Origin of the sequence: Arthrobacter sp. UC242_113, assembly GCF_044054585.1 — a bacterium.
Taxonomy (GTDB): Bacteria; Actinomycetota; Actinomycetes; order Actinomycetales; family Micrococcaceae; genus Arthrobacter.
This window is the reverse complement of sequence record NZ_CP171968.1, coordinates 4,343,197-4,367,420: the sequence shown is the minus strand read 5'-3', so window position 1 is coordinate 4,367,420 and position 24,224 is coordinate 4,343,197. Positions and strand designations below refer to the sequence as shown.

Below are 24,224 nucleotides of genomic sequence, written 5' to 3'. Positions count from 1 at the left end.
GACAGGCCAAGTGCGCTTTTGCAGTCGTGCCTCAAACGGCTCTGTATATACAGGGAGTCAGGTGCAGCAAAAGGCGCCCGGACCCGGGAACACTCACCAGGTCCGGGCGCCTCCCGACTACTGCAACAGTGACGGCTTACTTGTAGAGGCCGTTGCCGCCAACGTGGACGTTGGTGGGCAGGTAACCGAACGGGCCGAGGCCGTTCTTGCCGAAGCTGCGGTCAACCTTCGACACGCCGTCGCGGAAGTTGAGCTTGACGGTGGGCGACAGGGAGCCGCCGCGGACGCCGTTCACGTTGTCAATGAAGGACTGGACCAGGCCGCCCGGCTGCACGTAGTGCGAGTAGGCCTGGAACTGGCGGCCGTTCTGGTTCGGCGTCGGCGCTTCCGGCGACTCGGACGGCAGGTTCAGGTCCGTCGGGGAGCCGAGGGCCAGGCCGCTGTTGTTCATCGGCTGGTAGTCGGAGCGGACGCCGTTGCCCACGAAGCCGTACACGCCGTCGGGTCCGCGCATGCCTGCAGCGTAGGTGAACTGGTGGCTGATGGTGAACAGGTAGTACTTGTTCTTGCCGCCTTCATTCTGGATGAAGATCTGCGGACGCTCGGTCTGGTCGTTCACGCAGTTGGCGGAGAGGATCGGCGGCAGGAAGTGCCACTTGGTCAGGTCCTTGTTGTCTGCCACGGCGAGGCCAACGTTGGCGGTCTGGTAGTAGGCACCCGTGCTGTTGACCTCGGCGAGGTTCTCGGCCTTGGGGTCACCCTTGGCGTAGCCCAGGTCCTCGTTCTTGCAGCGGTAGTCGCCGCGCTTGCCGCCGGTGTTGCCTTCGAACACCATGAAGGTCTTGCCGGGGTGCGCCGGGTCAGCGAAGGTGTACGGGTCGCGGAACGCGAAGCCCGGGTTCTGCGCCTTGTTCTGGTACAGCTTTCCGTCCGGTTCGAGCAGCTTGGTGTGCTGGAAGCCGTCGAAGGTCACGCCGTTCTTGTCCGCATGGATGTTGCCGAGCGCCTTGGCGATGGCGGCGTCCGGGGCGATGCCGCCGCCGCCGGCGTTGCGCTCCTTGACGTCGTAGAACGTGGTGGCCGTGTAGAAGACGTTCACGTGGTTGCCCTGCATCAGGCGCGTGGAGCCAGACCATTCGGTGTTGCCGATGGAAGTGTTATCCAGGAACAGGTGTCCGCCGTAATTCCACTTGTCCTTGGCCGGGTCGGCGTTGGTCTTGCGGAAGAAGTAGCCGATGCGTGCGTTCCAGTGGCGCTGGTCAAAACCGTAGCCTGCGTGCCGGTCAGCAACCAGCGAGAAGATCACGTCGTAACCCTTGTAGCTGATCTGGTTCGCGTTCTCGTCGGTCAGCGACCAGGTGTCCCAGACCCATACGTCGTCGTTCATGGCAGGGAAGTCCTCAGGGATCTCCGGCATGGTGACGTCGGGGCTCATGGAGTTCTGGCCCGGCTTAACCTTGGAATCGCTCTGCGCCATGATCTGCTTGGCATCCGCACGGGTCCACTTTGAGGTGAAGTCGGACGCCGGATCGTGTGCCGTCTGGGTGTGCGGCGTCGGCAGCGGGAAGCCGGGAGTTGGCGCCGGCATCTGGGTGCTCGACGGCGGATCCGCGGGCTCGTTCGCCTGCGCCGGGGGCACGGCGAGGAATGCCGTGGCGGCGACAGTTGCCACCAGCGCTGCGGCGGCGGGGCGCCACCGTAGCATCCGGGGGGTGTTGGGGTGCTTGTGCATGTTTTGCTCTTCTCGCGGAGTTACGTTCGTGGAAGACGGGCAGCTGCCCTTGTCCCCGCACTCCGGAGACCCCGTGACACGGCATGCGCCATCGAGGACGCCGTTGTGTCGGGAGAAGCGGGGCTTGGGTGGGACCCCGCGGCGGGCCTTCGGAAATGTCATACATTTCGCGGCCCACACTCCACGCTAGACAACGTTGTCAGCCAAGTTCAACACGGTTTTCGGTCGCCGCGCTCAGCTGGCCCTCGCACGGTGCAAGCGCTTACATCTCGTTTTGCGCGCGCGTGCCGCAGGTCGGTCCCGGAATCAAATGTGTCTTCATAATTGCGTCATCAATGGCGTTGCTCACACCGCCAGCAGGGATCGCGCCGACCAAGACGGGGCACTTCGAGACGGAACAGGCCGGCCGCCGCCTGGATTCACGACGCCGGGGCCCCAAGCTGCCCCACCAGGGCTGGCGCACTGAGAGCCAGGCCTGGATTTTCAAAGTGACCGGGCTGATACGCCGGCATCCCTCCGGCTCCCCCCGACGCCGGGCGGGGAAGGCGGGTGGGTGCAGTGGCACACCGTGCAGGGACCTCTGGCGGGGAAGGTGAGGACGCGTTGGCAGAAAGGCCGCAGGATCTGAGGACGCGTTGCCCCAAAAGCCGCCGGACCTGAGGACGCGTTGGCCGAAAGGCAGCAGGACCTGAGGACGCGTTGGCAGAAAGGCAGCAGGACCTGAGAACGCGTTGCCGGAAAAGCAGCAGCACCTGAGGACGCGTTGGCAGAAAAGCAGCAGGGAGTGAGGTAGGGAAGCCGACGGGCAGGGAAACCGGGAAACCCATGGGAACGAAAAAACCCCGCTGTTCCTAATGGAACAGCGGGGTTCTAGCTGGTGGCTCCGACCGGCGTCGATCCGGTGACCTTTCGATTTTCAGTCGAACGCTCTACCAACTGAGCTACAGAGCCTAGGTGACATGTCACCATGAATGCCGAAATTTCTTCCGGCAAACAAAGCGACCCTGACGGGACTTGAACCCGCGACCTCCGCCGTGACAGGGCGGCGCGCTAACCAACTGCGCTACAGGGCCTTGCTATTTCTTGCTTTCCGCAGTATCGCTACCGCGTTTTTTCAAGAACTCCAGCCTACCAGACTTTTTTGCCTGCTTTGACCACTTCCTTGCGTACCCCCAACGGGATTCGAACCCGTGCCGCCGCCGTGAAAGGGCGGTGTCCTAGGCCGCTAGACGATGGGGGCCTGAACTCAATTTGGTTGAACAAGGGCAAAAATAAAGGGCCGAAGCCTTTCGTTCTTGTCCTTCCGCGTTCCTCCGAACTGGACCTGTAAAACTATAGAGCCTCTCCCCGGAATATCCAAAATCGGCCCGGCGGGGGCCCAGGCGGCAAGCAAATCGAAGCCCGCCACATTGGCAGATTCTTGGCTAGACATGGCCGATTTCCGCCAGCCACCGCGTGGGCAACGGGGCTAGATTGGCACCATGGCATCCACCGCCGGCACCAGCCCCCTCCAGCCCCACTCCCCCGACAGCCCCTCCCCTGAAGGATCGGCGCCGGAAGGACCCGCGCCCGAAGGGCCCGCTCCCCGGAAGCCCGCACCCTCCATGAACGCGCTGGGGGTCGCCGCCGTCGTGGTGACCGTGGTGCTCTGGGCCTCCGCCTTCGTGGGCATCCGCGCCGTCGGCCCGAGCTTCTCCCCCGGAGCCCTGACGTTGGGTCGGGTGGCGATTGCCGCCGTCGTGCTCGGTGCGGTGGTGCTCCCCAAGCTGCGGGCGCTGCCGCGGGGCCGCGAGTGGTGGCCGATTCTCGCGTACGGCGTTATGTGGTTCGGCGGGTACAACGTGGCACTCAACGCGGCGGAGCATTCGCTCGACGCCGGAACCAGTGCCTTGCTGATCAACGTGAACCCCATCCTGGTGGCCGTGATGGCAGGCATCATCCTCAAGGAGGGCTTTCCGCGCTGGCTGATCATCGGCAGCCTGGTGGCGTTCGGCGGCGTCGCGGTCATCGCATTGGGTTCGGGGACGCGTTCGACGGCGGACGTGGCAGGCGTACTGCTTTGCCTCCTCGCTGCTGCACTCGCCGCGGTCAGCGTCATCATCCAGAAGCCCGTGCTGCGGAAGTTTCCGGCCGGTCAGGCCACGTGGTTCGGGATCATGGTGGGCATGGTCTGCTGCCTTCCCTTCGCCGGCCAGCTGGGACAGGAACTGCAGGCGGCGCCGCTGCCGGCCACCCTCGGCCTGGTCTACCTGGGCATCTTCCCCACCGCCATCGCCTTCACCACGTGGGCCTATGCGCTGTCGCTGATCGATGCCGGCAAGCTGGCTGCCACCACGTACCTGGTCCCGGGCACCACGGTGCTGATCTCATGGCTGGTGCTCAGCGAAATCCCGACCATCTGGGGACTCGTCGGCGGTGCCATCTGCCTCCTCGGTGTGGGGCTGACCCGGCGGAGATCCCGCTAAAGTTTTGGGTATGCCCGCTAACCTGCCGCCCGGCCTCCCGATTGTGCCGGACGGAGCTGGCGACTCCCCAGGCTTCGAGATGTCCGAGGCCGACTTCGAAGCGGCCGTAAGCGACGCCCTGGACCAGCTCCCGGCCGAGGTGGCGCGGGCCATGGACAACGTGGCGGTGTTCATCGACGACGACTACGTCCCGCAGCCGGGCGAGGACCCGGACACGGTGCTACTGGGACTGTACGAGGGCGTTCCGCTGACCGAGCGTGACTCCTGGTGGGATGCCGGATCGCTTCCGGACCGCATCACCATCTACCGCCAGCCCATCCTGGACATCTGCTCCTCGCGCGAGGACGTGGTGGAGGAGGTGGCGGTGACGGTGATCCACGAGATCGCGCATCATTTCGGAATCGACGACCAGCGGCTTCACGAACTCGGGTGGGACTAGCCTTGTAGGCATGGGACACGACCACAACCACACCCACGGCCTCACGGCAACGGGTAGGCACCGCGGCAGGCTGATCGCGGTTCTGGCCATCACCCTCTCAGTGATGCTCATCCAACTGGTCGGTTCCCTGCTCTCCGGCTCCCTTGCCCTGCTGGCCGATGCGGGCCACATGCTCTCTGACGCAGCCGGCGTCTTCATCGCCCTGATGGCAGCATGGATCGCAGCACTGCCGGCCAGCGATCTACGGACCTACGGCTACCAGCGTGCCGAAGTCCTGGCCGCCCTCGCCAACGCCCTGATCCTGGTGGTGGTAGCGGCTGTCATCTTTACCGAAGCCATCCGCCGCATCGGCTCCGCACCCGAGGTGCACACCGACATCATGCTGTACGCCGCCATCCTCGGTGCGGCCGCCAACCTCGTCTCGCTGCTGATCCTTCGCAAGGCCCAGCAGGAAAGCCTGAACGTCCGCGGCGCCTACCTGGAGGTGCTGGGCGATCTCCTCGGCTCTTTCGCCGTGATCGCCGCGGCGCTGGTCATCAAGTTCACCGGATATCTGGCGGCAGACACCATCGCCTCCGTGATCATCGCGCTGATGATCCTGCCGAGGGCCTGGCACCTGCTCCGCGAGGTGGTCGATGTCCTGTTGGAGGCCACTCCGAAAGGCGTGGAAGTCAGCATGATCCGCGAACACATCCTCTCGGTGGCGGGCGTGGTTGCCGTCCATGACATCCACATCTGGACGATCACGTCCGGCGTGCCGGTGTTTTCCGCCCACGTGGTGGTGGAGGACGAGGTGCTGAGCGCGAAGGGCGCGGACCAGGTCCTGGACAAACTCACCACCTGCCTCGGCTCGCATTTCGATACGGAGCACTGCACCTTCCAACTGGAACCGGCCAGCCACTACGAGCACGAATCGCGTCAGCACGCGTGACTGCGTCCCGGTCCGGGTTGGTTGCCCCGGGCGGCGGTGGTGCGACACGCACGCCGCATCTCCAAGTAAATGAAACAGATGTTGTTTATGTTATTCATGTGACTAGTGTTGCCAATGTGGCGACGCTCCCCCTAACCTCAGAGGGCTGGGCATCTTCAGAGGAGCACTTCCGTGCTGCCTCCCGACTCGTTCGCCCCGCCCTGACTTGCGAGGTTATGAATGAGTTTGACCGGCCCCGGCCGCACAGCGGCCGTCCTGTGCACCGCCGTCGTCCTCTTTGGAACCCTCGCGGCACCTGCCAGCGCTGACCGGGCGCTCCCGGTCAGCCCGCCCACATCGGTCCTTGGGGCAACAGCCCTGGCGGCACCGGCGACGACGGACATCCCCTCCCCCGCGGACATCGCTTCCGCCAAATCCAGTGAAAGTTCGACGGCGGCCAAGGTCGCCGACATCGAGGGCATCCTGGCAGACGCCGCCACGGCCCAGGAAGTCACGTTCGCACGCACGCTCGAAGCCAACAACGCATACAGCAACGCCCTGGTGGAACTGGACACGAGGTCGGACGCGGCCGCCGTGGCCACGGCCAGGGCTGCCGCCGCGGACAAGGAACAGTCCAAAAGCCGCAGGGCAGTGGGGCAGCTGGCCGGGGACCTGTACCGGAACGGTGGCCTCAATCCCGAGCTGAGCGGCCTGGTCGCGGGCACGGGCGACGTCCTTGCCAAAGCCGCAACACTGCAGGCCCTCACCGCAGGCCGGAGCAGGGCCTTCGCCGCAGCAGAAACCACGGCGGCAGCCGCCGAATCCCTCACCGCCGCTGCCGCCGACGCCCGCCGCGCTGCAGACGACGCCGCCAAAACCGCCGAGACGCTCAAGGCACAGGCCGATCAGGCCAATGCGGCCCAGGTGCAGGCGGTGGCGGACGCGAAGGCGCAGCGGACTGTCCTCGTGGGGCAGCTTGCTTCGCTGCGAAACACGACGGCGGCGCTTGAGTCCGCTCGCGTGGACGGTCTGGAACGCCAGCGCCAGCAGGCCCGTCTCGCCGCCGTAACTGCAGCAGCTGAACGTGCCGCCGCGGCCCAGGCGGCCGCAGACAAAGCAGCGGCAGTGAATGCTGCGGCTTCCGACAGCGGGAATGCGGCTCCGGCGGAACAGTCCGCTTCCGCGCCGTCCCGGACGCCGGCCCAGGCCGCTCCTTCACAGGCAACGCCCGCACCTGCGGCTCCAGCAGCTCCCGCAGCACCTTCACCTGCGGCGCCCGCGGCTCCTGCAGCTCCCGCGCCTGCCCGCCCGGCTCCCGCACCCGCACGGCCGGCACCCGCACAGCCTGCACCTGCCCCGGCTCCCGCGCCACAGCCTGCGCCCGTTCAGCCGGCGCCGGTTCAGCCTGCCCCGTCGCCCGGCGGTTCCAACCAGGCGGCCATTTCCGTGGCGATGGGCAAGGTGGGGTCCCCGTACTTCTACCAGTACGGCGGCACTGGCGCTTACGGCTTCGACTGTTCAGGCCTGGTCCAGAATGCGTTCGCGGCCATCGGGAAGCAACTTCCGCGCACGGCTGCGGAGCAGTTCGCCCAGGCGCCCGTCCACGTACCGCTGTCCCAGGCGCAGCCCGGTGACCTGCTGGTTTGGGGATCGGCGCCCGGTTTTTACCATGTGGCGATCTACCTCGGCGGCGGCAAGGTAGTTCAGGCACTGAACCCGTCTGCTGGCATCACCGTGACGGATCTGAGCATGATGGCCGGCATGCAGCTCCACCCGGTCGCCGCGCGGTACTAGCTCGGCCCGGCCACTCCACCCCCGAAACCGGAAACCCTGCTCAGGGATACCCCTAGGACAGCACGTCCTTGCTCACGAACCTGCCGTAGGCGAGCGCGCCGAACACGGCGATGTAGCCCGCCTGCAGCAGCGCATTGTCACCGAACGAATCCCAGCCGATGGGTTGGCGAAGCAGGTCTGCAAAGCCGAACCAGTTGTGCGTGAACAGCCACGGGTGCATCCACTCCAGCTGGGGCAGCTGGTCGAGCACCTGGGAAACGACGGACAGGACGATGGTGGCGGCCATGGCGCCGACTGGCACGTCGGTCAGCGTGGACAGAAACAGCCCGATGGCGGATAAACCGAGCAGCGACACGGCCTGATAAGCGGCGATCAGGAGCATCCTCACCAGCGCCTCGTCCGGCTCCACGAGGTCGCCCGAGAGCAGTGCCACCGGTCCCACCGGGAAGAGCACCCAGCCGATGCCCGCGCCGGCGAGCGCCACTGCGAGCGGAGCGGAAATACAGAACACAGCGGCCCCGGCATACTTCACCAGCAGCAGGCGCACCCTGCCCGCCGGAGCCACCAGCAGGTACCGCAGCGTGCCCAGTCCGGCTTCCCCGGCAATGGTGTCACCCGCGACCACGCCAATGGTCAGCGGGAGGAACAGCGGGACGGAAACCAGCATGGCGGTGACGGCTACGAACAGGCCGTTCTGGCTGATCCGGTCCAGAAACGCCGGCCCCCTCCCCGGGGGGACAGCTGAAGAAACGCGTACGACGACGGCGATTACCACCGGGATGGCGGCCAGCGCCAGGAGCATGGCCTGGGTCCTGCGGCGGCGGAACAGCTGCTTCAGCTCCGAGGCGAGCAGCGAACCGCTGGACGGCCGGCGCCTGGTACCCGGCGCCGGGCTGTCCCGCACGGTGAGCCGCTGCACCGCCGGTTCCCGCGCCGCAGGCCCGTGTCCATCCGGTTGCTGCGCTGCGGGCTCCTGCGCTGCAGGCTCCTGCGCTGGCGGCTCTTGCGCTTCATGGTTCTGCACCGGCGGCCGATCACTGTGCGACATCGAACCCCTCCCCCGTCAAAGCCACAAAGCGGTCCTCCAGGCTGCCACGCTCGACGGTGAACCCGCGCACGCGTACGCCGTCCGCCACGAGGGCCGCGACTATGGCCTCCGGTGCCACGCCTCCGTTGGCGGCTGGGAGCCCCGCCCCACCGTCAAACCCTGCGCCACCGGAGTGCCCTGCTGTCCGGTCGACCCCTGCCCCAATAGGCAGGCTGGAGGTAATGACGGCATCCACTCCGTCTGGATGACCCACAACCGGGGTCAGACCAAACCGCACCAAAACGCCCGAGGCCGTACCGGCGTCGGGCGTCACCAGGCGGAGCTGCGCGGTGCCCGACTCGCGGAGCTCGGCCAGGGGCCCCTGCGCCACCAGCCTGCCGGCGCTCATGATGGCCGCATGGGTGCAGATCTGCTCCACTTCGGCCAGCAGGTGGCTCGAGACGAACACGGTGGCGCCGTCGGCGGCGAGGGACCGGACCAGGTTCCGCACCTCGCGCGTGCCCTGCGGATCCAGCCCATTGGTCGGTTCGTCCAGGACCAACAGTTCGCGGCGTGCCAGCAGGGCGTTGGCGATTCCCAGCCGCTGCTTCATGCCGAGGGAGTAGGCCCGCACCTTCTTTCGGGCGGCGTGGGAAAGCCCCACGCGTTCCAGTGCTTCACCCACCCGCGCGCGGCGGGTGGACGGCGCGGCGTGGCGGTCCGCGGCATCAAAGCGGTGCAGATTTGCCGCACCCGAGAGGAAAGGATAGAAAGCCGGTCCCTCCACCAGCGCACCGACCCGGGGCAGGACCTCATCCAGCTGCCGCGGCATGTCCATCCCCAGCACCCTTACCTCGCCCGCGGTGGGCGCGGCGAGGCCCAGCATCATGCGGATAGTGGTGGTCTTGCCTGAACCGTTGGGCCCGAGGAAGCCGTAAACAGAGCCCCGGGGCACGGCCAGGTCGATGCTGTTGACAGCCAGCTGGTGGCCGAACCGCTTACTCAGCCCCTTTGTCTCGAGCGCAAGAGCGCGGCCAGCGGCTGTCACCTCGCGGCAGCGGCAGCCTGGAGCCGCTCCAGGGGCACGGAACCCACGAATGTCCGGCCGTCGTCGGTCAGCAGGACATTAACCAGTGACGTGGAGATAGCCCGGCCGCCCTGGACGGTCACTGTCGCCTGGCGAAGAAGGGGATCATTGAGCAGCCTGTCGACTGATAGCTTCCCGGACTCACGGGGCTCGGAAGGCGCGGAAGCGGAAGGGGCCGGTATGCCGACGATCCTTTCCCACCCGGAGCCGGTGACGGTGGGGGCGTGTCCGCGCAGGTCCTTATGGTCCGTGTTCCTGCCGGCGATGTTCTTGTCAGCGATGTTCTTGTCAGCGATGTCCTTGTCAGCCAGATCCTTGCCTGTTCGGTTCTTGTCGGCTTGGCCGGTCGTGCCGTTGGGCTTTGCCGGCACCGCAACTTCCTTCACCGAGGCACCTGGCGGCGGCGAGAAGTTGAACAAAGCCGCATCTGGAGCCCCAAGCGTCAGGCTGGAGAAAGCCGTCCGGAAGGCAGGTTCCTGCTGCCCGCGGGCCCGCACTTCCACGCTCAGCGGCAGGCCGTTCTCACCGTCCACGGCCACGGCCACGGAGCCCACCAGAGTCACGGCCGACCTCGGCGTGAGAACCAGGCTGTATGCCGCCCGGCCCGCCACCTCGGTGTCTTCGGCCACCGCCACGTCTGTGCTGCCGTCCAGCTTTTCAAGCATCTTCGCGGCCAGTTCCTCCGGGGTTGCCACACCTGCCGGCATGTCATGGCTGTGGGATTCCTTCGACGCCTCTGCGGGAAGCGTGACGTGCGTGGCCGAGTTGTCCTTGGAGTTGTACAGCCACAGTTCATTGCCCTGCCGGACGGCGTCGCGCTCGGCCATCCGGTCCATCACCTGGATGCGGGCCTTGGTTGGTCCATCGACATAGACCCGGGCGCTGTGCGGCCCGGTCAGCAGTTCGGCGAGGGAACCCGTTCCTGCACCGGAGGTGGGCCCTACCTGGGGGACATCGGGCAAGCCGACTTCGGAGGACTGCTCCACCGTGCCGGAGAAGGACTTGGTCTGGTGTTGCCCGATCATCGCCAGCACCTGGGCAGGTGTCTTCTCCGGCAATGGATCCCGGGCGCTCGCGGGCAACGACCCCGCCAGGACTCCGGCAGCTATCACAGCAGGTACGGCCACGGCGGGTGTCCACCGCAGCCAGGTCGCAGTCATGTCAACTCCGCTCCGACGTCGCAGCTCATACCCTCAGGGTACGCCTCGGCCTCCCATGTGGCAGCCCCCGGCAGGGCTGCCCGCTTTCGCGTGCCGCGTCCAGTGGGCCAGACTGGGTGGGACGCCGTTTTCCAGCTTCCAGGAGCCTTCGCCAATGCGCATTCCCGGTGCCACATCCAGTCCAGCCGACGAACTGACAGGCATCGTGGGCTTCGCCGCCCAAGCCATCGATTCGCTCGGGGAATGGGGTGTGGGGCTCTTCACTTTCCTGGAGACGGTGTTTCCGCCGATTCCCAGCGAAGTGATTCTTCCGCTCGCCGGGTTCCTGACCCGGCAGGGGTCCCTCAACCTGGCCCTGGTCTTCGTGACCAGCACGCTGGGGGCATATATGGGCGCCCTTGCGCTGTATCTCCTGGGCGCGAAGGTGGGGCTGGAGCGTTCGATCCGCTGGCTGTCCAGGCTACCGCTGGTGGACCGCGAGGACTTCGAGCGCGCCGACATCTGGTTCCGCCGCCACGGCAGGTCGGCGATTTTCTTCGGCCGGCTGCTGCCCGGCGTGCGGAGCCTCATTTCGTTGCCGGCGGGCGCCGAGAGGATGCACCTGGGCACCTTCAGCATTTTCACCATTGCCGGCAGCGGCATCTGGAACGGCGCGCTGATCGGCTTCGGCGTACTGCTGGGCCGGCAGTACGCGATGGTGGAGCAGTACTCCCGCTACCTCAACTACGCCGTCTACGCCGCTCTGGCCCTCTTCGTGGTCTGGCTCGTGGTCCGGCACATCCGGCGCGGAAGGCCGGCGAAGGACCGGCGGTAGCCCCCGACCTTAAGGCAGCGCCTCAGCGACCCCGAACTTGCCTCAGCAACCCCGAACTGCAGTAGCCGCTGCCCTCAGGCGCCGGGCACCACGGTGCCCGCGCCGCCGTCGACCGTCACTTCCTGGCCAGTCCTGAGCAGCGAGGTGGCGTCAGCGACGCCCACCACGGCGGGGATGCCGTACTCCCGTGCCACCACGGCGCCATGGGAGTTGGGGCCGCCCATCTCCATCACCAGGCCGCCCGCCGTGAGGAACAGCGGCGTCCAGCCCGGATCGGTGGAGGGCGCCACGAGGATTTCGCCCGGTTCCAGGTGGGCGCCCACGGGGTCAAGGATGACGCGTGCGGGCGCCGTCACCGTCCCCGCCGACGCCGGGCTTCCAGACAGCGCCCCGGCGGCGGTTCCGACGGCGGTAAGCAGCGTTTCCGGTTCCGTTCCGTCTGAGAGCAGCATCCGCGGAATGTGGCGCCGCTCCAGTTCCAGGTAGTAGGCCCCCTGCCGCTGCGCCACGAGATCCTGCATGTCCTCTCCATCCAGCGCCCGGTGGGCCTCGGCGAGGTCCAGGAAGAAAATGTCCTCTGCCCGGCCGAGCCGTTTCTGTTCCGCCAGCACGGCGCCGACTGCCGCCAGCTGCTTCCGGACCTCCGCCAGCGCCAGCACGATCTGGAACTTGGGAAGTTCACGCAGCCCGGCGAAGAGCCGCGCCCGCCGCAACGCCGCGCGGACGGCCACGGCGCGAAGGCGTCCCTTAAGCGGGCCTCGGCCACCAGCCGCTCAATCTGTGCATCCGCTTCCGCTGCTGCCTTGCTGAACTGGCGGTCAGGGGCCCGTTCCGGGTCCTCCAGCCGGAGGTAGTTGGCAAGGACACCAAGAATATGGGTGGGGTCGTCCCGCCAGCGGGGCATGCCGACGTCGATCTCGGCGACGGCCCGATGCCCGTACCGCGCCAGGAACCCTGCCACGCCGGTCTGGGCCGCGGCCGGCAATCCGCCTTCGGCGAAGCGCTGCGCCAGCACCGTGGGGGGATGCCCCGTAAGTACGGCCAGCGATTCCGCGTCGGACTTGATCGCCGTTGCGACCCGCCACAGCTCGAGGTCCATCTCGGTGGTCACATTGTTGGGCAGGCCGCGGAGTACGGGCTGCAGGTCTGTGTTTCCGCTTCCCGCGGCACCGTCCTGGCCGGCCCCACCCTCACGGGCACCAAAAAGTCTGCCGGCGCCAAGGAGTCTCCCGGCGAGGCCGAGCATGGCGAAGCCGAGGCCGGCCAGCGGGAGCACGGCCGGCAGGTTGGGAAAGAGCCGCGACAGTACGCCCTCGGCATGGTTAAGCCGCGCGCGCGGGGAAGCGCCCTGGGGCAGTTCCAGCGTCGCGTTGAACTCTTTGGTGAACCGCTCCAGGCGTTTGAGCGCCGCCTCGGGACGGACCAGCGCCCGGATCGCTGCTTCCGGCACGCGCGCCCGGGCAGCTATGGGAAGCACGTGCTTGAGGAGCGCCCAGGGTGTGCGGCGGGTGATGGACAGGCGAGGGTCGTCGAACACGCTGCGCAGGACTTTTGCGGAGCGCGCCTCCATGACGTCAAAGACCCTGGGAATGATCCGGCGGCCCACCGTGCTCCGGGCAGCGGCGGTCAGGTCGATGAAGATGCGCTGTCCGGCTTCGACATACGGCGGCGGCCCGCTGCGGGGGTCCGGAACGTCGAAGCCCGCCGCGGCAGCAACTGATGAGCCGAGCCGGCGGAGGGCGGCAAGTCCCATCGGGGTCAGCGGCCGGGTAAGGCCCTGGGCGAGGCTGAAGCACAGGTAGACACGCAGGTCCTCCCCCGGGCCGGGCCGTGCCTGCTCTTTCTTCTGGAGGGTGACCTTCTCCGGCAGCGGATAAAGCGTGGTGATGGGCCGCGACTGGGTCAGCCAAATTCTTCCGTCGACGTCGAGCGCCCACTCGGTGTCCTGCGGGGCGCCGTAGTGGGCCTCGGCCTTGCTGCCCAGCGCCGTGAGTTCCCGGATCTGCGCGTCGGTCAGGCATGGCTGGTTTTGCCCGCCCGGCCCGCGCGCCGTCTGCTCGACGAATTCTGTGCCGCCCGCGGGCAGCGCCCGGACAGCCGTCCGTTTGTCCCCCAGCCGGCGCTGCAGGATGGAACCGGATGCGGTGTCCACCACGAAATGATCCGGATTGACGGCCCCCGACACCACTGCCTCGCCAAGCCCGGGGCTGGCGTCAATCACAGCCTCCCGGCGCCTGCCGGTCACCGGGTTCGCGGTGAACATCACGCCCGCCGCCTCGGCGTCCACCATCCGTTGGACGACGACGGCGAGGGCCACCGTTGCGGGATCAATGTTCCGGCTGGCGCGGTATGCCACCGCCCGGTCAGTCCACAGCGAGGCCCAACACTTCCGGACGGCGTCCAGCAACGCCACAGCGTCTATGACGTTCAGGTGTGTGTCCTGCTGGCCGGCAAAGCTGGCGAAAGGAAGGTCCTCGGCCGTGGCCGAGGACCTCACAGCGACCGGAACGCCGTCCAGCGCCCGGTAGGCCGTCAGCACCTCCCCGGCGATCGCCGTCGGCAATTCTGCCGAGGTGATCAGGCTGCGGGCCCTGGCAGCCAGGCTGGCGAGGGCTTCGAGATCATCGGCCGGGGTGTCCTGGAGGGCGCGGTGCACGTCTGCGAGGCCCAGTGGCTCCACGGCCTGGACGTAGGCCTGGGTCGTGAGGCAGAACCCGTCCGGCACCGAGAGGCCGGCGGCAATCAGCTCGCCGAGGTTGGCAGCCTTGCCGCCAACCTCCGGCAGCATGGAGGCGCTGAGGTCCCCGAGGCCGAGCACCAGGCCGCTCATACGCTAAGAGGCGCCGAGCATCGGTCCGAAGCTGGCGCGGTCGGCGAGCCGGGGGTCCTCGCGGTCCGGCACCACCATCACAGGGCTCTTGGCATGGTGCAGGACGCCGTCCGACGTCGATCCCAAAAGCATGCCGGTGAAGCCGCCGCGGCCGCGGGTGCCCACGACTATCAGCTCAACGTGCCGGCTGGCCTCCACCAGCACATCCACGGGCGACCCATCCAGCAGCCGGGTCTCAATGGCCAGCCGCGGGAAATGGCTCTGCAGCCAGGCCACCCCGGCCTTCAGCTGGACCTGGATATCGGCGAACAGCGCTTCGCGGTCCAGCGGGGCCGGAACCCAGGCAAGGGAGCCGCTGTACTGCGGCACGGCGCAGATCACGCGCAGCGGCGCACCCAGCCGTTCGGCCTCCTCGGCGGCTTCCAGTACGGCGACGCGGGCCTGCTCGGACCCGTCAACACCTACCACGACAGCTTTTTCCACGGGGCCGTGGCCGGCCTTCGCCTGTTCCGCGCGGATGTGCTTGTCCTGGGTGGTCTCGCCCAAGCGGTCGGAGCAGATCAGCGGAACCGTCACAGTGGGGCATTTGGAGTGGGCGGGAAGCGCGCTGCTCACGGAGCCGAGGAGCCGCCCAACAAAGCCACCCCGCCCGCGTGTGCCGAAGACCAGCAGCTCGGCGGTTTCGGACAGGTCGAGCAGTACGCCCGAAGCGTCCCCGTTCTCGACCGAGGAGCTAACGCTGATGTTGTAGCCGGCCACCTTGTCCACTGCGTGCTGCAGGATGGACTCCGCGCCCTCGCGGATCACCGAGTCGTCCACCGTGGCATAGCCGCCGTCGAGCCCGGAGGCGGCAAAGATGGGTACCGAGTAGGCGGTGACAATGTGGAGCGGACTACGGCGGCGTTCGGCTTCACGGGCAGCCCACACGAGGGCGCACTGGCCGTGGTCCGAACCATCGACGCCAACCACGATTCCTTCGGGTCTCGCGTGCCGGGCACCGCCATCCCGTGCCGGGTCGGGATGCAATTCGTGTGCGTCCATGTGGTCCGCCTCCTCGCGATACTGCCTGATGATGCGGCTATTCTGCCAGAAGCAGCGTCCCTAGCCGGCACCGGCAGGCCGTCCGGTTCCCGGTTACGTACAGCCTGCGCTTAAGTCCAACTATTCTCGGTCCGCGATCTCTTAGCAAGCGGGCCCCCGCGGCTTTTCTGGGCCTTTCGGAAGGCAGTTTCCAGCCTGTTCCGAGGGCTCTTCCGGGACCACTCCGGGCGCCCTTTCGGCGCTGCTCCAGGCGCGCCGGTAACGCCGCGCAAGGCCCCGCAAACCAATGTTTCGGGTGGGGTATCCAGCGACCAAAAAATTCTGTAATGTCGAGGCACTATCGATCCGGATTGTGCTCCACCGCACACCCGGGGGTGGGTTGTGTCTGCTTGCTGGGGCAGTGGACGGTGCACGGCGATGATGCCCTGCGCTTCGAAATTCTCGAGGAGGAAGTTGTAGTGTCACGCATGCCTGGTCTCAGCGGCGCAGAACGGACCACCACTGTGGTCATCGGCACCGGACTTCCCGGTTTGGCAATCGCCACGGAACTCCGCCGACGGGGCGTTGATTCAATCATCGTCAGCAGGCTCGAATCCCCGAGGGGCGGCCAGTCGTTCCAGAAAACCGCGCCGCAACGGTGCGACGATGCCGAGGCAGCGTCGCTCCAGGAGCGGAACGAAATCCTCCGGCACCTCCGCAACTACGCGTCAAGCCACCAGCTGGACATCCGCAGCGACACGTCTGCCCTGTTGCTCGACAAGATGGGTCCGGGGGCGGAGGCCTCGCTCCACCGCTGGGCCGTACATACCCCGGACGGCGTGCTGCTGGCCGACCACATCGTGCTCACCCGCTGTGCCCACAGCCAGCTGCGGCGCATGCTCACTGACCTTGGCATCTCCATTGGCGCCAACCTCGTCGCAACCATGCGTGCCATCGGCATTTACCTGGTGGGCGTCGGCGAGCTCATCACGCCCACGCCGAAGGAAGTCCTGCGCCAGGCCAAGGTGGTGGGCCAGGCCATCTCCGCGAAGGTCTACCCGGACAGCGTGCCGTCGGTGCTGACCGGAAGTTTCCCGGCGCTGCCCGCGATCTGAGGCTACGGCACCCTGAGGTCACGCTCCCTGAAAGCCGCGACGCTCTGACGCCGCGGCTATCTGAAGCGGTTAGTCCCGTCGCCGTCAGGCTCGTCACTGACGCCGAGCCGCCGGCGGGCCAGCACACCCAGGGTGATGAGCAGGCCGAGGGCCACGGCTGCGAATATTACGATGCTCCACGGGAAAGGTTCCGAGGAATCCGGCGCTGTCCCCGTTGCCTGGGTTGCCCCGGGCTGCGGCGTGCCGACAGTAGGAACCGGCACCGCTGTTGCCCCCGCCGCAGCTGCCGTGGCAGTAAAGGAGAACGTGCCCTCGATCGGATGGGAGTCCGAACTCACCACCCGCCACACGACCGAATACTTCCCGGCAGGGGCACCTTCCCGCAGTTTCTGCGAGGCCACGTTGTCCACGATCTCCACCTTGCCGTCGGCCCAGTCGGTTCCGGCGGCATCCGTCACCTTGACCTGGGAACCGAGCCCCAACGGGGTGTTGTTGAAGGTTATCGAGACCTTGGCGGGCGGGGTCGCCACGGTGGTGCCGTCGGCCGGGCTGCTGGATTCGGCGGCGTCGTGCGCGGAAGCGGGACCGGCCGTCAGGAGCATGGCGACGAGCGTGAGCGCACCAAGGAGGGCGGACAGCAACTGGCGGGTGAAACGCATGGGCGGACTACTCCTAGTGTTGACTTCCTTACAGACTAGGCGAATTTGCTGGGAGGGCACCCGGCAACCTACTAGGATTCAAGTAACCCCCACACTCTCACCGGAGGACTAATGCTCAAGCAGGGCTCTGCACTGGACCGGTACTTCAAGATATCCGAACGGGGGTCCAACCTCTCCCGCGAGATCCGGGGCGGTTTTGCCACCTTCTTTGCCATGAGTTACATCGTGGTGCTGAACCCCCTGATCCTGTCCGTTGCGGACTCCTCCGGCGCCACACTCGGTTTCCAGGCCGTTGCCGCGGTCACCGCCTTTGTTGCCGGCATCCTGACCATCCTCATGGGCGCGTGGGCCAAGCACCCGTTTGCCATGGCCACAGGCCTGGGCGTCAACGCCTTCGTGGCCGTGACGGTGGCCACCAACCCGGGGCTGACCTGGCCGGACATGATGGGACTCGTGGTACTTTCCGGCGTCACCATGATGATCCTGGTCCTGACCGGATTCCGCACCGCCGTGTTCCGGGCCGTTCCCGACGGGCTCAAGACCGCAATCGTGGTGGGCATCGGCCTGTTCATCGCCCTCATCGGCCTGGTCAACGCCGGCTTCGTCCGGCGCGTTCCGGACGCGGCCGGGACCACCGTCCCAGTGGGCCTAGGCTTTGACGGCAAGCTCCTGGGCTGGCCGACCCTGGTGTTCGTCTTCGGCCTGATCCTGACCATCGCCCTGCTGGTGCGCAACGTCAAGGGTGCCATCCTGATCGGCATCGTCGCCTCCACGATCCTGGCCGTCATCCTTGAGTTCACGCTGCACATCGGCCCCAGCTTCGACGGCAAGAACTTCAACCCGCAGGGCTGGTCCCTGGTTGCCCCCAAGTTCACCGAATGGGCGGCCCCCGACCTCTCCCTGATCGGCAAGGCCAACCCCATCGGCGCTTTCGGACATCTCGGCGTTGTGGCCGCCGCGCTGCTCGCCTTCGTGATCCTGCTCAGCATCTTCTTTCGACGCGATGGGCACCATGGTGGGCCTGGCCAACGAGGCCGGAACCGTGGACAAGGACGGCAACATCCCCAACGTTGACCGCGTGCTGCAGGTGGACGCCCTGGGCGCCATCGTCGGCGGCGGCGCCTCCGTGTCCTCCAACCAGATCTACGTCGAGTCCGGCGCGGGCATCGGCGAGGGGGCGCGGACCGGCCTGGCCTCGATCGTGACCGGCCTGCTGTTCCTGGTGGCCATGTTCTTCACCCCGCTGATCAACCTTGTGCCGTTCGAGGCTGTGGCCCCGGCTCTGGTGGTGGTCGGCTTCATGATGGTGGCCCAGATCGGAAAGATCCATTGGCAGGACTGGGGCATCGCCCTGCCCGCCTTCCTCACGTTTACGCTGATGCCGTTCACCTATTCGATCGCCAACGGCTTGGGCGCCGGCTTCATCTCCTACGTCCTCATCCGCACCTTCCAAGGCCGCGCCCGCGAAGTGCACCCGCTGATGTGGGCCGTCGCGGCAGCCTTCGTCCTGTTCTTCGCCATTGGCCCGATCGAACAGGCACTGGGCATGTAGCAGCCTCCGCTTTCCGCCGCCGAGATGGCGTTTGGCGGCGGTGTTCCTCACTGACACTGCCGCCAAATGCCATCTCGCGCTTAAGCGGGTTCCGGTATTCCAGACATCACGACGGCGGCGCTGCTGGCTTTCGCTGTGTCCGTGCGGTGAGCTTGAAGCATGGACTTTCCCGCGCTCTCAGTTGACGCTGCACCCCGCCCCTGGACAGGCCGTTACGACGGCGACGGTGAAGCGCACCGCAGATGGTGGCAGGCCGTGACACCGGCGGACGAGAGCACTTCGGCCCCGCACGTTCCCGGCACCGCCGGACGCCCTGCCGTGCTCCTCGGCTTCTGCAGCGATGAGGGCGTGCGCCGGAACAAGGGCAGGACCGGGGCCGCGGCCGCCCCTGCAGCCATCCGCAGTGCGCTCGGCCCGCTGGCGCACCACTCGGACCGGCCCGTCACCGACGCCGGCGACGTGGTGGTCCGGGACGGCGAACTGGAGGCCGGCCAGGCCCGCGCAGGCCTCGCCGTGTCCGCGCTGCTCGACGGCGGCCACCTCACCCTGCTGCTGGGCGGCGGCCACGAAACCGCGTACGCCAGCTACCTCGGCGTGGCAGGGTCCCGGGCGGTCCGCGACGGCCGGCGGCTGGGCGTGCTCAACCTCGATGCCCACTTCGACCTCCGCGATGAGGCTGCCCCCAGTTCCGGGACTCCGTTCCTCCAGATGGCCCGCGCCGAAGCGGCCGCAGGACGCGAACTGAAGTACGCCGTCGTCGGAATTTCCGAACCCAACAACACACGGGCGCTGTTCAGCACCGCCGAGGAGCTGGGGGTGAAGTACCTGCTGGATGAGGACTGCACAGCCGGGGCCACGGAGGCCTTCGTGGCGGATTTCCTCACCGGGATTGACGTGCTGTACCTGACCATCGACCTTGACGTGCTGCCGGCGGCGGTGGCTCCCGGAGTCAGTGCTCCGGCCTCGTACGGCGTTCCGCTGCCGGTGATCAGTGCCGTCTGCCGCCAGGTGGTGGCCAGCGGCAAGCTGCTGCACGCGGATGTCGCCGAGCTGAACCCTGCCTTCGACATCGACAACCGGACGGCCCGGGTAGCGGCGCGGCTGGTCAACGTCCTGCTGGGCTAAGCAGCTGCCTGTTCCGCCCGGCTAATCCGGGGCGGGGTAATCGGTGCCCGGCTAATCCTTGGGCTTGGGCTTCGGGGCTGGCCGGGCCGGCGCCTTGGGCTTGGCCGCAGGCTTGCTGACGATCGACGCCGGCGGCTTGGGGAAGGCGGCCGCCGGATAGAGCCGCGCCACCTGGAGCATGTAGTTCGCCCACTGCGGGCCCGCGATCATGTAACCGTCAATGCGGTCGTAGTACTTGCCGTTGACGGTGAGGTTCCGGCCCGGTCGCTGCTGGCCCTCCAGTGCATCCCCGAAGAACGAGGCAGTTGCCAGGCCGGTGGTGTAGCCCAGCACCCAGGTGGCGCTGTTGCTGTTGTTGGTGCCCGTTTTGGCCGCCACCGGCACACTCTTCTGCACCTTGGGGTTGATGTAAATGCCGGAGCCCTTGTTAAGCATGTCCTGGAGCGCCTTGTTCACGCCGCGGACCACATTCTTGTCCACGGTGTCGCTGCATTGCTGGGCCTCCGCCGGAAGCTTCTTACCCGCCATGTCCGCCACCCCGGCCAGGGCCACCGGCACGCAATGCCGGCCGTCAGCGGCGAAGGTGGCAAAGGCGTTGGCCATGGTCAGGGGCGCCACCCCGGTGCCGCCCAGGAGGTTGCCCAGCTGGTGCATGTTCACCGGCGTCCCGTCGAGCCCGCTGCGGAGTCCGACGGCGTTGACCATGTTCTGGATCCCGCAGAAATCCAGTTGCGCGGCCTCGGCGAAAGTGGCCGTGTTAATGGAGTTGTAGAGCCCGTAGTCGGCCGGCATTTTGCGGTAGTAGCCCTCCGACGCGTTCTGCAGGTCGTCAGCCGTTTCGAGTCCTGCCCGGCGCTGCTTCGTGCTGTAGCCGCCCGCCACCTTGCCGCAGGAGGACCGCCAGCGGAAGCCCAGCGGGTACTCGCGCTTCGAGGCGTCCACCACCGTGGTCATCGTCTTGCCCTGGTGCAGCCACTCGGCGAAGGTGAAGGGCTTCATGGTGGAGCCCGGCTGGAACCCGCCGGCGCCGTTGAGATCGTTGCCGTTGGCGTCCTTGGAGTCCACGTTGAAGTTCAGCTGGGTGTCGAACTTTCCGGGCCCGGGCAGGTACACCGTGTTTTGCGCCATCGCAAGGACCCGGCCGGTGCCCGGCTGGACCGTGACCAGCGAGGCGCCCCACCTGTCCGGATTGGCACCGGCGGTGGCGTTCACCTGCGCCTGGGCTTTGGCCTGCAGTCGGCTGTCCAGGGTGGTGGTGATGGTCAGCCCACCGCGGAAGAGCCGCTTTTCGCGCGCCTCGGTGTCCGCGCCATAGGCCGGGTTGTTGAGGAAGAGCCGGGTCACGTAGTCACAAAAGTACGGGGCCATGGTGGCAGCGGCGCATCCCTGCCGCGAGGGCCGCACCTTCAGCCCAACGCCGGAGACCACGGCGGCGTCATGCTCCTTCTTGGAGATCATCTTCTGCTTGAGCATCTCGCCCAGGACCTGGTTGCGGCGTTGCAGCGAGTTTTTGGGGTTGGTGACCGGATCGTAGAAGCTGGGGCTGTTGACCAGGCCCGCGAGCAGCGCCGACTGGGGCAGGGTCAGCTTGCTGGCCGGGACGCTGAAGAAATACTGGGACGCCGCCTCAATGCCGTAGGCGTTACGGTTGAAGAACACGATGTTGAGGTAGCCCTCGAGGATCTGGTCCTTCGTGAACTTTTTTTCCAGTGCCATCGCAAGCCGCATCTCGCGCAGCTTGTCCCCCATGGTCTTCTGCCCGCTGAGGACCACCTGGTCCTCACGTCCCTCGGAGATCAGGGACTCGTTCACAATGTTGGTGACGTACTGCTGGGTGAGGGTGGAGGCGCCCTGCCGGTCGCCGCGGGTCAGGTTGCTGGTCAGCGCGCGCAGGATACCCTGCGTGTCGACGCCGCTGTGTTCATAAAAGCGGCTGTCCTCGATGGCGACGGCGGCCTTCCGGATGAACGGGGACATCTGTTTCAGGGGCACGCGGACGCGGTTCTCGGAATAGAACGTGGCGATGAGTTTGCCGTCCGCGGTCAGCATCCGGGTGGTTTGCGACGGTGCGGGAACCGCGAGCTCGGTGGGCAGGCTGTTGAAGTAGGAAATGGACCTGCTGACCGAGGTGCCGGCGAGGGCGGCCCCGGGCACCAGGAAGCTGGCCGCGAGGACCCCGCAGAGGCAGCTGACAAGCACGAACCCCAGCAACTTTGCCAAGCCGAGAGCCATACGGGATATCAACCTTTTGCCTGCCATGATCCAAGCTCACCACACCACCGGAGTGAATACAGAATATTCACGGCCCGGGACCGTGATTCGTTCCCAGGCATCAGACCGGCGTGTGCGGTGCCTTTCCCTCGTCGCCGAATTTCTCCGCGGCCCTGCGTTCGCGCAGCCGGTCCAGGCGTTTCATGACCGGCGCCGTGGTGGCGCCGTGCAGCAGCACGGACATGGCCACGACAAGTCCGACGATGCTCCAGAGGTACTCCGCCCGGTCCCCGAAGCCGCCCTGGCCCAGTGCGTAAGCCAGGTAATACAGGGACCCGATGCCCCGGATGCCGAAGAAGGAAATGGCGATCCGTTCCCGGGGACCTGTCTTGCCGCGGGCCAGTGCCAGCCAGCCGGACAGCGGACGCACCAGGACCAGGAAGGCCAGCGCAACGCCCACCTCGGCCCAGCCGACGTCGGCCAGCAGGCCACGGGCGATCGCTCCGCCCAGGAGGACCAGGATGACCACTGTCAGCAGCCGCTCCAGCTGTTCCACGTAGGAGTGAAGAATGCGGTGGTAACCGTGGGTGCGCTCCGCCGCCCTGATGGTCACGGCACAGACGAACACCGCGATGAAGCCGTAGCCCTCGATCATTTCGGTGACGCCGTAGGCCAGGAAGGTGGCGGCCAGCGCAACGAAGCCCTCGGAGTGGTTGGACAGCCGGATGCTGTCGTGCCGGGCGGAGAAGAAAAGCCGTGCCAGCGCCTTGCCCGTGCCGTAGCCCAGCAGCACGCCCATACCGATGCGCCACAGGACGTCCACGCCGAACCACTCCGGAAACCAGGCCGACGGCGCCGTCCCCACAAGGCTCATGGCAATGGCCAGGTACACAAAGGGAAAGGCCAGCCCGTCATTCAGTCCCGCCTCCGAGGTCAGCGCAAACCTGACCTCGTCCTCCTGGTCGGTGCCCTCCTCCTCGTCGGCCGGCTCGCCCACCTGCACCTCGGATGCCAGGACCGGGTCGGTGGGGGCCAGTGCGGCGGCCACAAGGAGCGCGGCGGCGAGTCCCAGGCCAAGCAGCCACAGTCCGAGGAGCGTCAGGCCCAGCATGCACAGGGGCATGGCAATGCCGAGCATCCGCCAGGTGGTCGCCCAGCTCCGCCGCCCCACCGAACGGTCGAGCGCCAGGCCGGCTCCCATCAGCGAGATGATTACGCAGATTTCGGTCAGATGCAGCGTCAGCTCGGGGTGCTGGACCGGGTTCGGGTCCGGAAGGTTGGGAAGCAGGCCGAAGGCGGCCGCGCCGGCGCCCAGGAACACCATGGGCATGGAGATCGGAGCGTTGCGCAGCGCCTTGGGCAGGATGGCAGCAACAAAGACGGCTACGCCCGCCGCGGCGAACATGATGCTGGCACCTTCAAACACGGTCGCCTCCTGCGCCGTCGGCCTCTCGGACCTGACCAACACTAGCGGCCGGAGCGCCACGAGTGTGGGCTTTTTGGAGGACGCGAAGGGGCGTTTTACCCGCGCTGGCGTCGAGGAATGGTTGATAAGACAACCACCGTCAACATCGTTGTCAAACGACAGTCATCTTACCTTTGTGCGGATTCCCGGTAGAATGGTCTACTGCCCCCCCGGCAGGAACCACAGAAAGTCAGTACATTGAGCACAGCAACCATGGAGCGCCCAACCGCTCCTACGAGCGCGTCTCCCTCTGCGGGTGCCCGGTCCATCCACCTGGCATTTACGAGTGCCGCCCAGGTCCACGACGGCCTGGAAAGCGCGGTGGAGACGCTGATCGAAGCGGCTGCCCAGGAAGGCACCTGCGGCATCAAGGTCACGCGCCTTGAGCCAGGCCGCTACACGGTGGCCCTCGACGAGTCTGTTCCCTTCGGTGAAACACACGAGGACATCGCGGCCTAGCACGCGAAAAAAGCCCCCGATCCTGGACTCATTCTGGCCGAACAGCCAAATGATCCAAGGTCGGGGGCTTTTTGTTTTCCGGTGCGCGGCCTGCCGCGCTCGGCTTCAGCCGGACTACATCCGGCGCACCTGCACGCCGTCGGACTTCATGAAGAGCTGCGATTCCGCCGCTCCGCCGCAGACAACCCACAGCACGTTTCCGCTCCGTGAGACTTCCTCCACCTCGCCTGCCGCAATGACATGAGCATGTTTGATGATCTCGACCCGCTCGCCCACGTGCAGCGATCCCCAGTTGGAAACCGTAGCTGCGTGTGCGATGCGTCTGGACAGGACTGTCCCGCGTGCTTTCATTTGAACTTC

The 24,224-nt window shown here is 66.8% G+C and carries 17 protein-coding genes, 3 tRNA genes and 2 pseudogenes; 9 read left to right on the top strand and 13 right to left on the bottom strand.

Translation table 11 applies throughout. The features are described 5' to 3' along the window. Positions 1-136: 136 nt before the first annotated feature. The 4 genes from ACHMXB_RS19895 to ACHMXB_RS19880 form a co-directional block, all read right to left on the bottom strand. Complete coding sequence (locus tag ACHMXB_RS19895) at positions 137-1,732, bottom strand: glycoside hydrolase family 68 protein (RefSeq protein ID WP_395401231.1); 1,596 nt, start codon at positions 1,730-1,732, stop codon at positions 137-139. Between the two features lie 875 nt (positions 1,733-2,607). Then, positions 2,608-2,683 (bottom strand) — tRNA-Phe (locus ACHMXB_RS19890). A gap of 48 nt (positions 2,684-2,731) precedes the next feature. Next, a tRNA-Asp gene (locus ACHMXB_RS19885) sits at positions 2,732-2,805 on the bottom strand. 94 nt (positions 2,806-2,899) lie between these two features. Next, positions 2,900-2,972 (bottom strand) — tRNA-Glu (locus ACHMXB_RS19880). 364 nt (positions 2,973-3,336) lie between these two features. Here ACHMXB_RS19880 and ACHMXB_RS19875 point away from each other — a divergent pair. The 4 genes from ACHMXB_RS19875 to ACHMXB_RS19860 all read left to right on the top strand — a co-directional run bounded on the left by ACHMXB_RS19875 (position 3,337) and on the right by ACHMXB_RS19860 (position 7,340). Beyond that, positions 3,337-4,197 (top strand): DMT family transporter, encoded by an 861-nt coding sequence (locus ACHMXB_RS19875; protein ID WP_395405366.1) that lies wholly within the window; start codon positions 3,337-3,339, stop codon positions 4,195-4,197. Between the two features lie 10 nt (positions 4,198-4,207). After that, complete coding sequence (locus ACHMXB_RS19870; RefSeq protein ID WP_395401229.1) at positions 4,208-4,636, top strand: metallopeptidase family protein; 429 nt, start codon at positions 4,208-4,210, stop codon at positions 4,634-4,636. A gap of 10 nt (positions 4,637-4,646) precedes the next feature. Continuing rightward, positions 4,647-5,567 (top strand): cation diffusion facilitator family transporter, encoded by a 921-nt coding sequence (locus ACHMXB_RS19865; RefSeq protein ID WP_395401227.1) that lies wholly within the window; start codon positions 4,647-4,649, stop codon positions 5,565-5,567. 219 nt (positions 5,568-5,786) lie between these two features. Continuing rightward, positions 5,787-7,340: a C40 family peptidase gene (locus ACHMXB_RS19860; RefSeq protein WP_395401225.1), complete on the top strand. Its 1,554-nt coding sequence runs from the start codon at positions 5,787-5,789 to the stop codon at positions 7,338-7,340. Between the two features lie 52 nt (positions 7,341-7,392). Here the strand turns inward: ACHMXB_RS19860 and ACHMXB_RS19855 are convergent, their stop codons facing one another. From ACHMXB_RS19855 to ACHMXB_RS19845, 3 genes are read right to left on the bottom strand one after another with little or no spacing between them, the layout of a single operon-like run. Next, positions 7,393-8,388, bottom strand: coding sequence for an ABC transporter permease (locus ACHMXB_RS19855; protein ID WP_395401223.1), 996 nt, complete (start codon positions 8,386-8,388; stop codon positions 7,393-7,395). Further along, positions 8,375-9,415: an ABC transporter ATP-binding protein gene (locus ACHMXB_RS19850; protein ID WP_395401221.1), complete on the bottom strand. Its 1,041-nt coding sequence runs from the start codon at positions 9,413-9,415 to the stop codon at positions 8,375-8,377. The genes ACHMXB_RS19855 and ACHMXB_RS19850 overlap by 14 nt, the downstream gene beginning before the upstream one ends. After that, complete coding sequence (locus ACHMXB_RS19845) at positions 9,412-10,614, bottom strand: outer membrane lipoprotein carrier protein LolA (protein WP_395401219.1); 1,203 nt, start codon at positions 10,612-10,614, stop codon at positions 9,412-9,414. Before ACHMXB_RS19845 ends, ACHMXB_RS19850 begins: the two co-directional genes overlap by 4 nt. A gap of 154 nt (positions 10,615-10,768) precedes the next feature. On the opposite strand from ACHMXB_RS19845, the gene ACHMXB_RS19840 reads away from it, so the two are divergent. After that, positions 10,769-11,428 (top strand): DedA family protein, encoded by a 660-nt coding sequence (locus tag ACHMXB_RS19840; RefSeq protein WP_395401217.1) that lies wholly within the window; start codon positions 10,769-10,771, stop codon positions 11,426-11,428. A gap of 74 nt (positions 11,429-11,502) precedes the next feature. Here the strand turns inward: ACHMXB_RS19840 and ACHMXB_RS19835 are convergent. Next, positions 11,503-14,258: pseudogene (locus tag ACHMXB_RS19835) on the bottom strand (PEP/pyruvate-binding domain-containing protein). 3 nt (positions 14,259-14,261) lie between these two features. After that, entirely contained in the window at positions 14,262-15,299 is a 1,038-nt protein-coding gene (locus ACHMXB_RS19830; RefSeq protein WP_395401215.1) for a universal stress protein, read from the bottom strand. Positions 15,300-15,766: 467 nt separating this feature from the next. Here ACHMXB_RS19830 and ACHMXB_RS19825 point away from each other — a divergent pair, with 467 nt between their 5' ends. After that, positions 15,767-16,393 carry an FAD-dependent monooxygenase gene (locus ACHMXB_RS19825; protein WP_395405364.1) on the top strand — a complete coding sequence of 209 codons (627 nt, stop codon included), beginning with the start codon at positions 15,767-15,769 and terminating at the stop codon, positions 16,391-16,393. A 56-nt stretch (positions 16,394-16,449) separates the two neighbouring features. Here ACHMXB_RS19825 and ACHMXB_RS19820 read toward each other — a convergent pair whose 3' ends face one another. Then, positions 16,450-17,052 carry a copper resistance protein CopC gene (locus ACHMXB_RS19820; RefSeq protein ID WP_395401213.1) on the bottom strand — a complete coding sequence of 201 codons (603 nt, stop codon included), beginning with the start codon at positions 17,050-17,052 and terminating at the stop codon, positions 16,450-16,452. A gap of 111 nt (positions 17,053-17,163) precedes the next feature. Here ACHMXB_RS19820 and ACHMXB_RS19815 point away from each other — a divergent pair. Next, a pseudogene (locus tag ACHMXB_RS19815) lies at positions 17,164-18,604 on the top strand (NCS2 family permease). A gap of 159 nt (positions 18,605-18,763) precedes the next feature. Next, positions 18,764-19,729, top strand: coding sequence for a formimidoylglutamase (gene hutG / locus ACHMXB_RS19810; protein WP_395401211.1), 966 nt, complete (start codon positions 18,764-18,766; stop codon positions 19,727-19,729). 51 nt (positions 19,730-19,780) lie between these two features. Here hutG and ACHMXB_RS19805 read toward each other — a convergent pair whose 3' ends face one another. Next, the gene (locus tag ACHMXB_RS19805; RefSeq protein ID WP_395401209.1) at positions 19,781-21,961 is read right to left on the bottom strand and encodes a transglycosylase domain-containing protein; all 2,181 of its coding nucleotides are present in this window, start codon (positions 21,959-21,961) and stop codon (positions 19,781-19,783) included. 100 nt (positions 21,962-22,061) lie between these two features. Continuing rightward, positions 22,062-23,366, bottom strand: coding sequence for a cation:proton antiporter (locus ACHMXB_RS19800; RefSeq protein WP_395401207.1), 1,305 nt, complete (start codon positions 23,364-23,366; stop codon positions 22,062-22,064). Positions 23,367-23,603: 237 nt separating this feature from the next. Between ACHMXB_RS19800 and ACHMXB_RS19795 the strand changes: the two genes are divergently transcribed. Continuing rightward, positions 23,604-23,864, top strand: a complete 261-nt coding sequence (locus ACHMXB_RS19795; protein ID WP_395401205.1) for a hypothetical protein — start codon at positions 23,604-23,606, stop codon at positions 23,862-23,864. Between the two features lie 114 nt (positions 23,865-23,978). On the opposite strand, the gene ACHMXB_RS19790 is transcribed toward ACHMXB_RS19795, so the two are convergent. Continuing rightward, positions 23,979-24,215: a hypothetical protein gene (locus tag ACHMXB_RS19790; RefSeq protein ID WP_395401204.1), complete on the bottom strand. Its 237-nt coding sequence runs from the start codon at positions 24,213-24,215 to the stop codon at positions 23,979-23,981. Positions 24,216-24,224 lie beyond the last annotated feature (9 nt).

What these genes read in the sequence shown, in the direction of transcription:
- ACHMXB_RS19895 (WP_395401231.1), bottom strand. Translation starts at nt 1,732, where the DNA reads ATGCACAAGCACCCCAACACCCCCCGGATGCTACGGTGGCGCCCCGCC.
- ACHMXB_RS19875 (WP_395405366.1), top strand. Translation starts at nt 3,337, where the DNA reads ATGAACGCGCTGGGGGTCGCCGCCGTCGTGGTGACCGTGGTGCTCTGG.
- ACHMXB_RS19870 (WP_395401229.1), top strand. Translation starts at nt 4,208, where the DNA reads ATGCCCGCTAACCTGCCGCCCGGCCTCCCGATTGTGCCGGACGGAGCT.
- ACHMXB_RS19865 (WP_395401227.1), top strand. Translation starts at nt 4,647, where the DNA reads ATGGGACACGACCACAACCACACCCACGGCCTCACGGCAACGGGTAGG.
- ACHMXB_RS19860 (WP_395401225.1), top strand. Translation starts at nt 5,787, where the DNA reads ATGAGTTTGACCGGCCCCGGCCGCACAGCGGCCGTCCTGTGCACCGCC.
- ACHMXB_RS19855 (WP_395401223.1), bottom strand. Translation starts at nt 8,388, where the DNA reads ATGTCGCACAGTGATCGGCCGCCGGTGCAGAACCATGAAGCGCAAGAG.
- ACHMXB_RS19845 (WP_395401219.1), bottom strand. Translation starts at nt 10,614, where the DNA reads ATGACTGCGACCTGGCTGCGGTGGACACCCGCCGTGGCCGTACCTGCT.
- ACHMXB_RS19840 (WP_395401217.1), top strand. Translation starts at nt 10,769, where the DNA reads ATGCGCATTCCCGGTGCCACATCCAGTCCAGCCGACGAACTGACAGGC.
- ACHMXB_RS19830 (WP_395401215.1), bottom strand. Translation starts at nt 15,299, where the DNA reads ATGGACGCACACGAATTGCATCCCGACCCGGCACGGGATGGCGGTGCC.
- ACHMXB_RS19825 (WP_395405364.1), top strand. Translation starts at nt 15,767, where the DNA reads ATGCCTGGTCTCAGCGGCGCAGAACGGACCACCACTGTGGTCATCGGC.
- ACHMXB_RS19820 (WP_395401213.1), bottom strand. Translation starts at nt 17,052, where the DNA reads ATGCGTTTCACCCGCCAGTTGCTGTCCGCCCTCCTTGGTGCGCTCACG.
- hutG (WP_395401211.1), top strand. Translation starts at nt 18,764, where the DNA reads ATGGACTTTCCCGCGCTCTCAGTTGACGCTGCACCCCGCCCCTGGACA.
- ACHMXB_RS19805 (WP_395401209.1), bottom strand. Translation starts at nt 21,961, where the DNA reads ATGGCTCTCGGCTTGGCAAAGTTGCTGGGGTTCGTGCTTGTCAGCTGC.
- ACHMXB_RS19790 (WP_395401204.1), bottom strand. Translation starts at nt 24,215, where the DNA reads ATGAAAGCACGCGGGACAGTCCTGTCCAGACGCATCGCACACGCAGCT.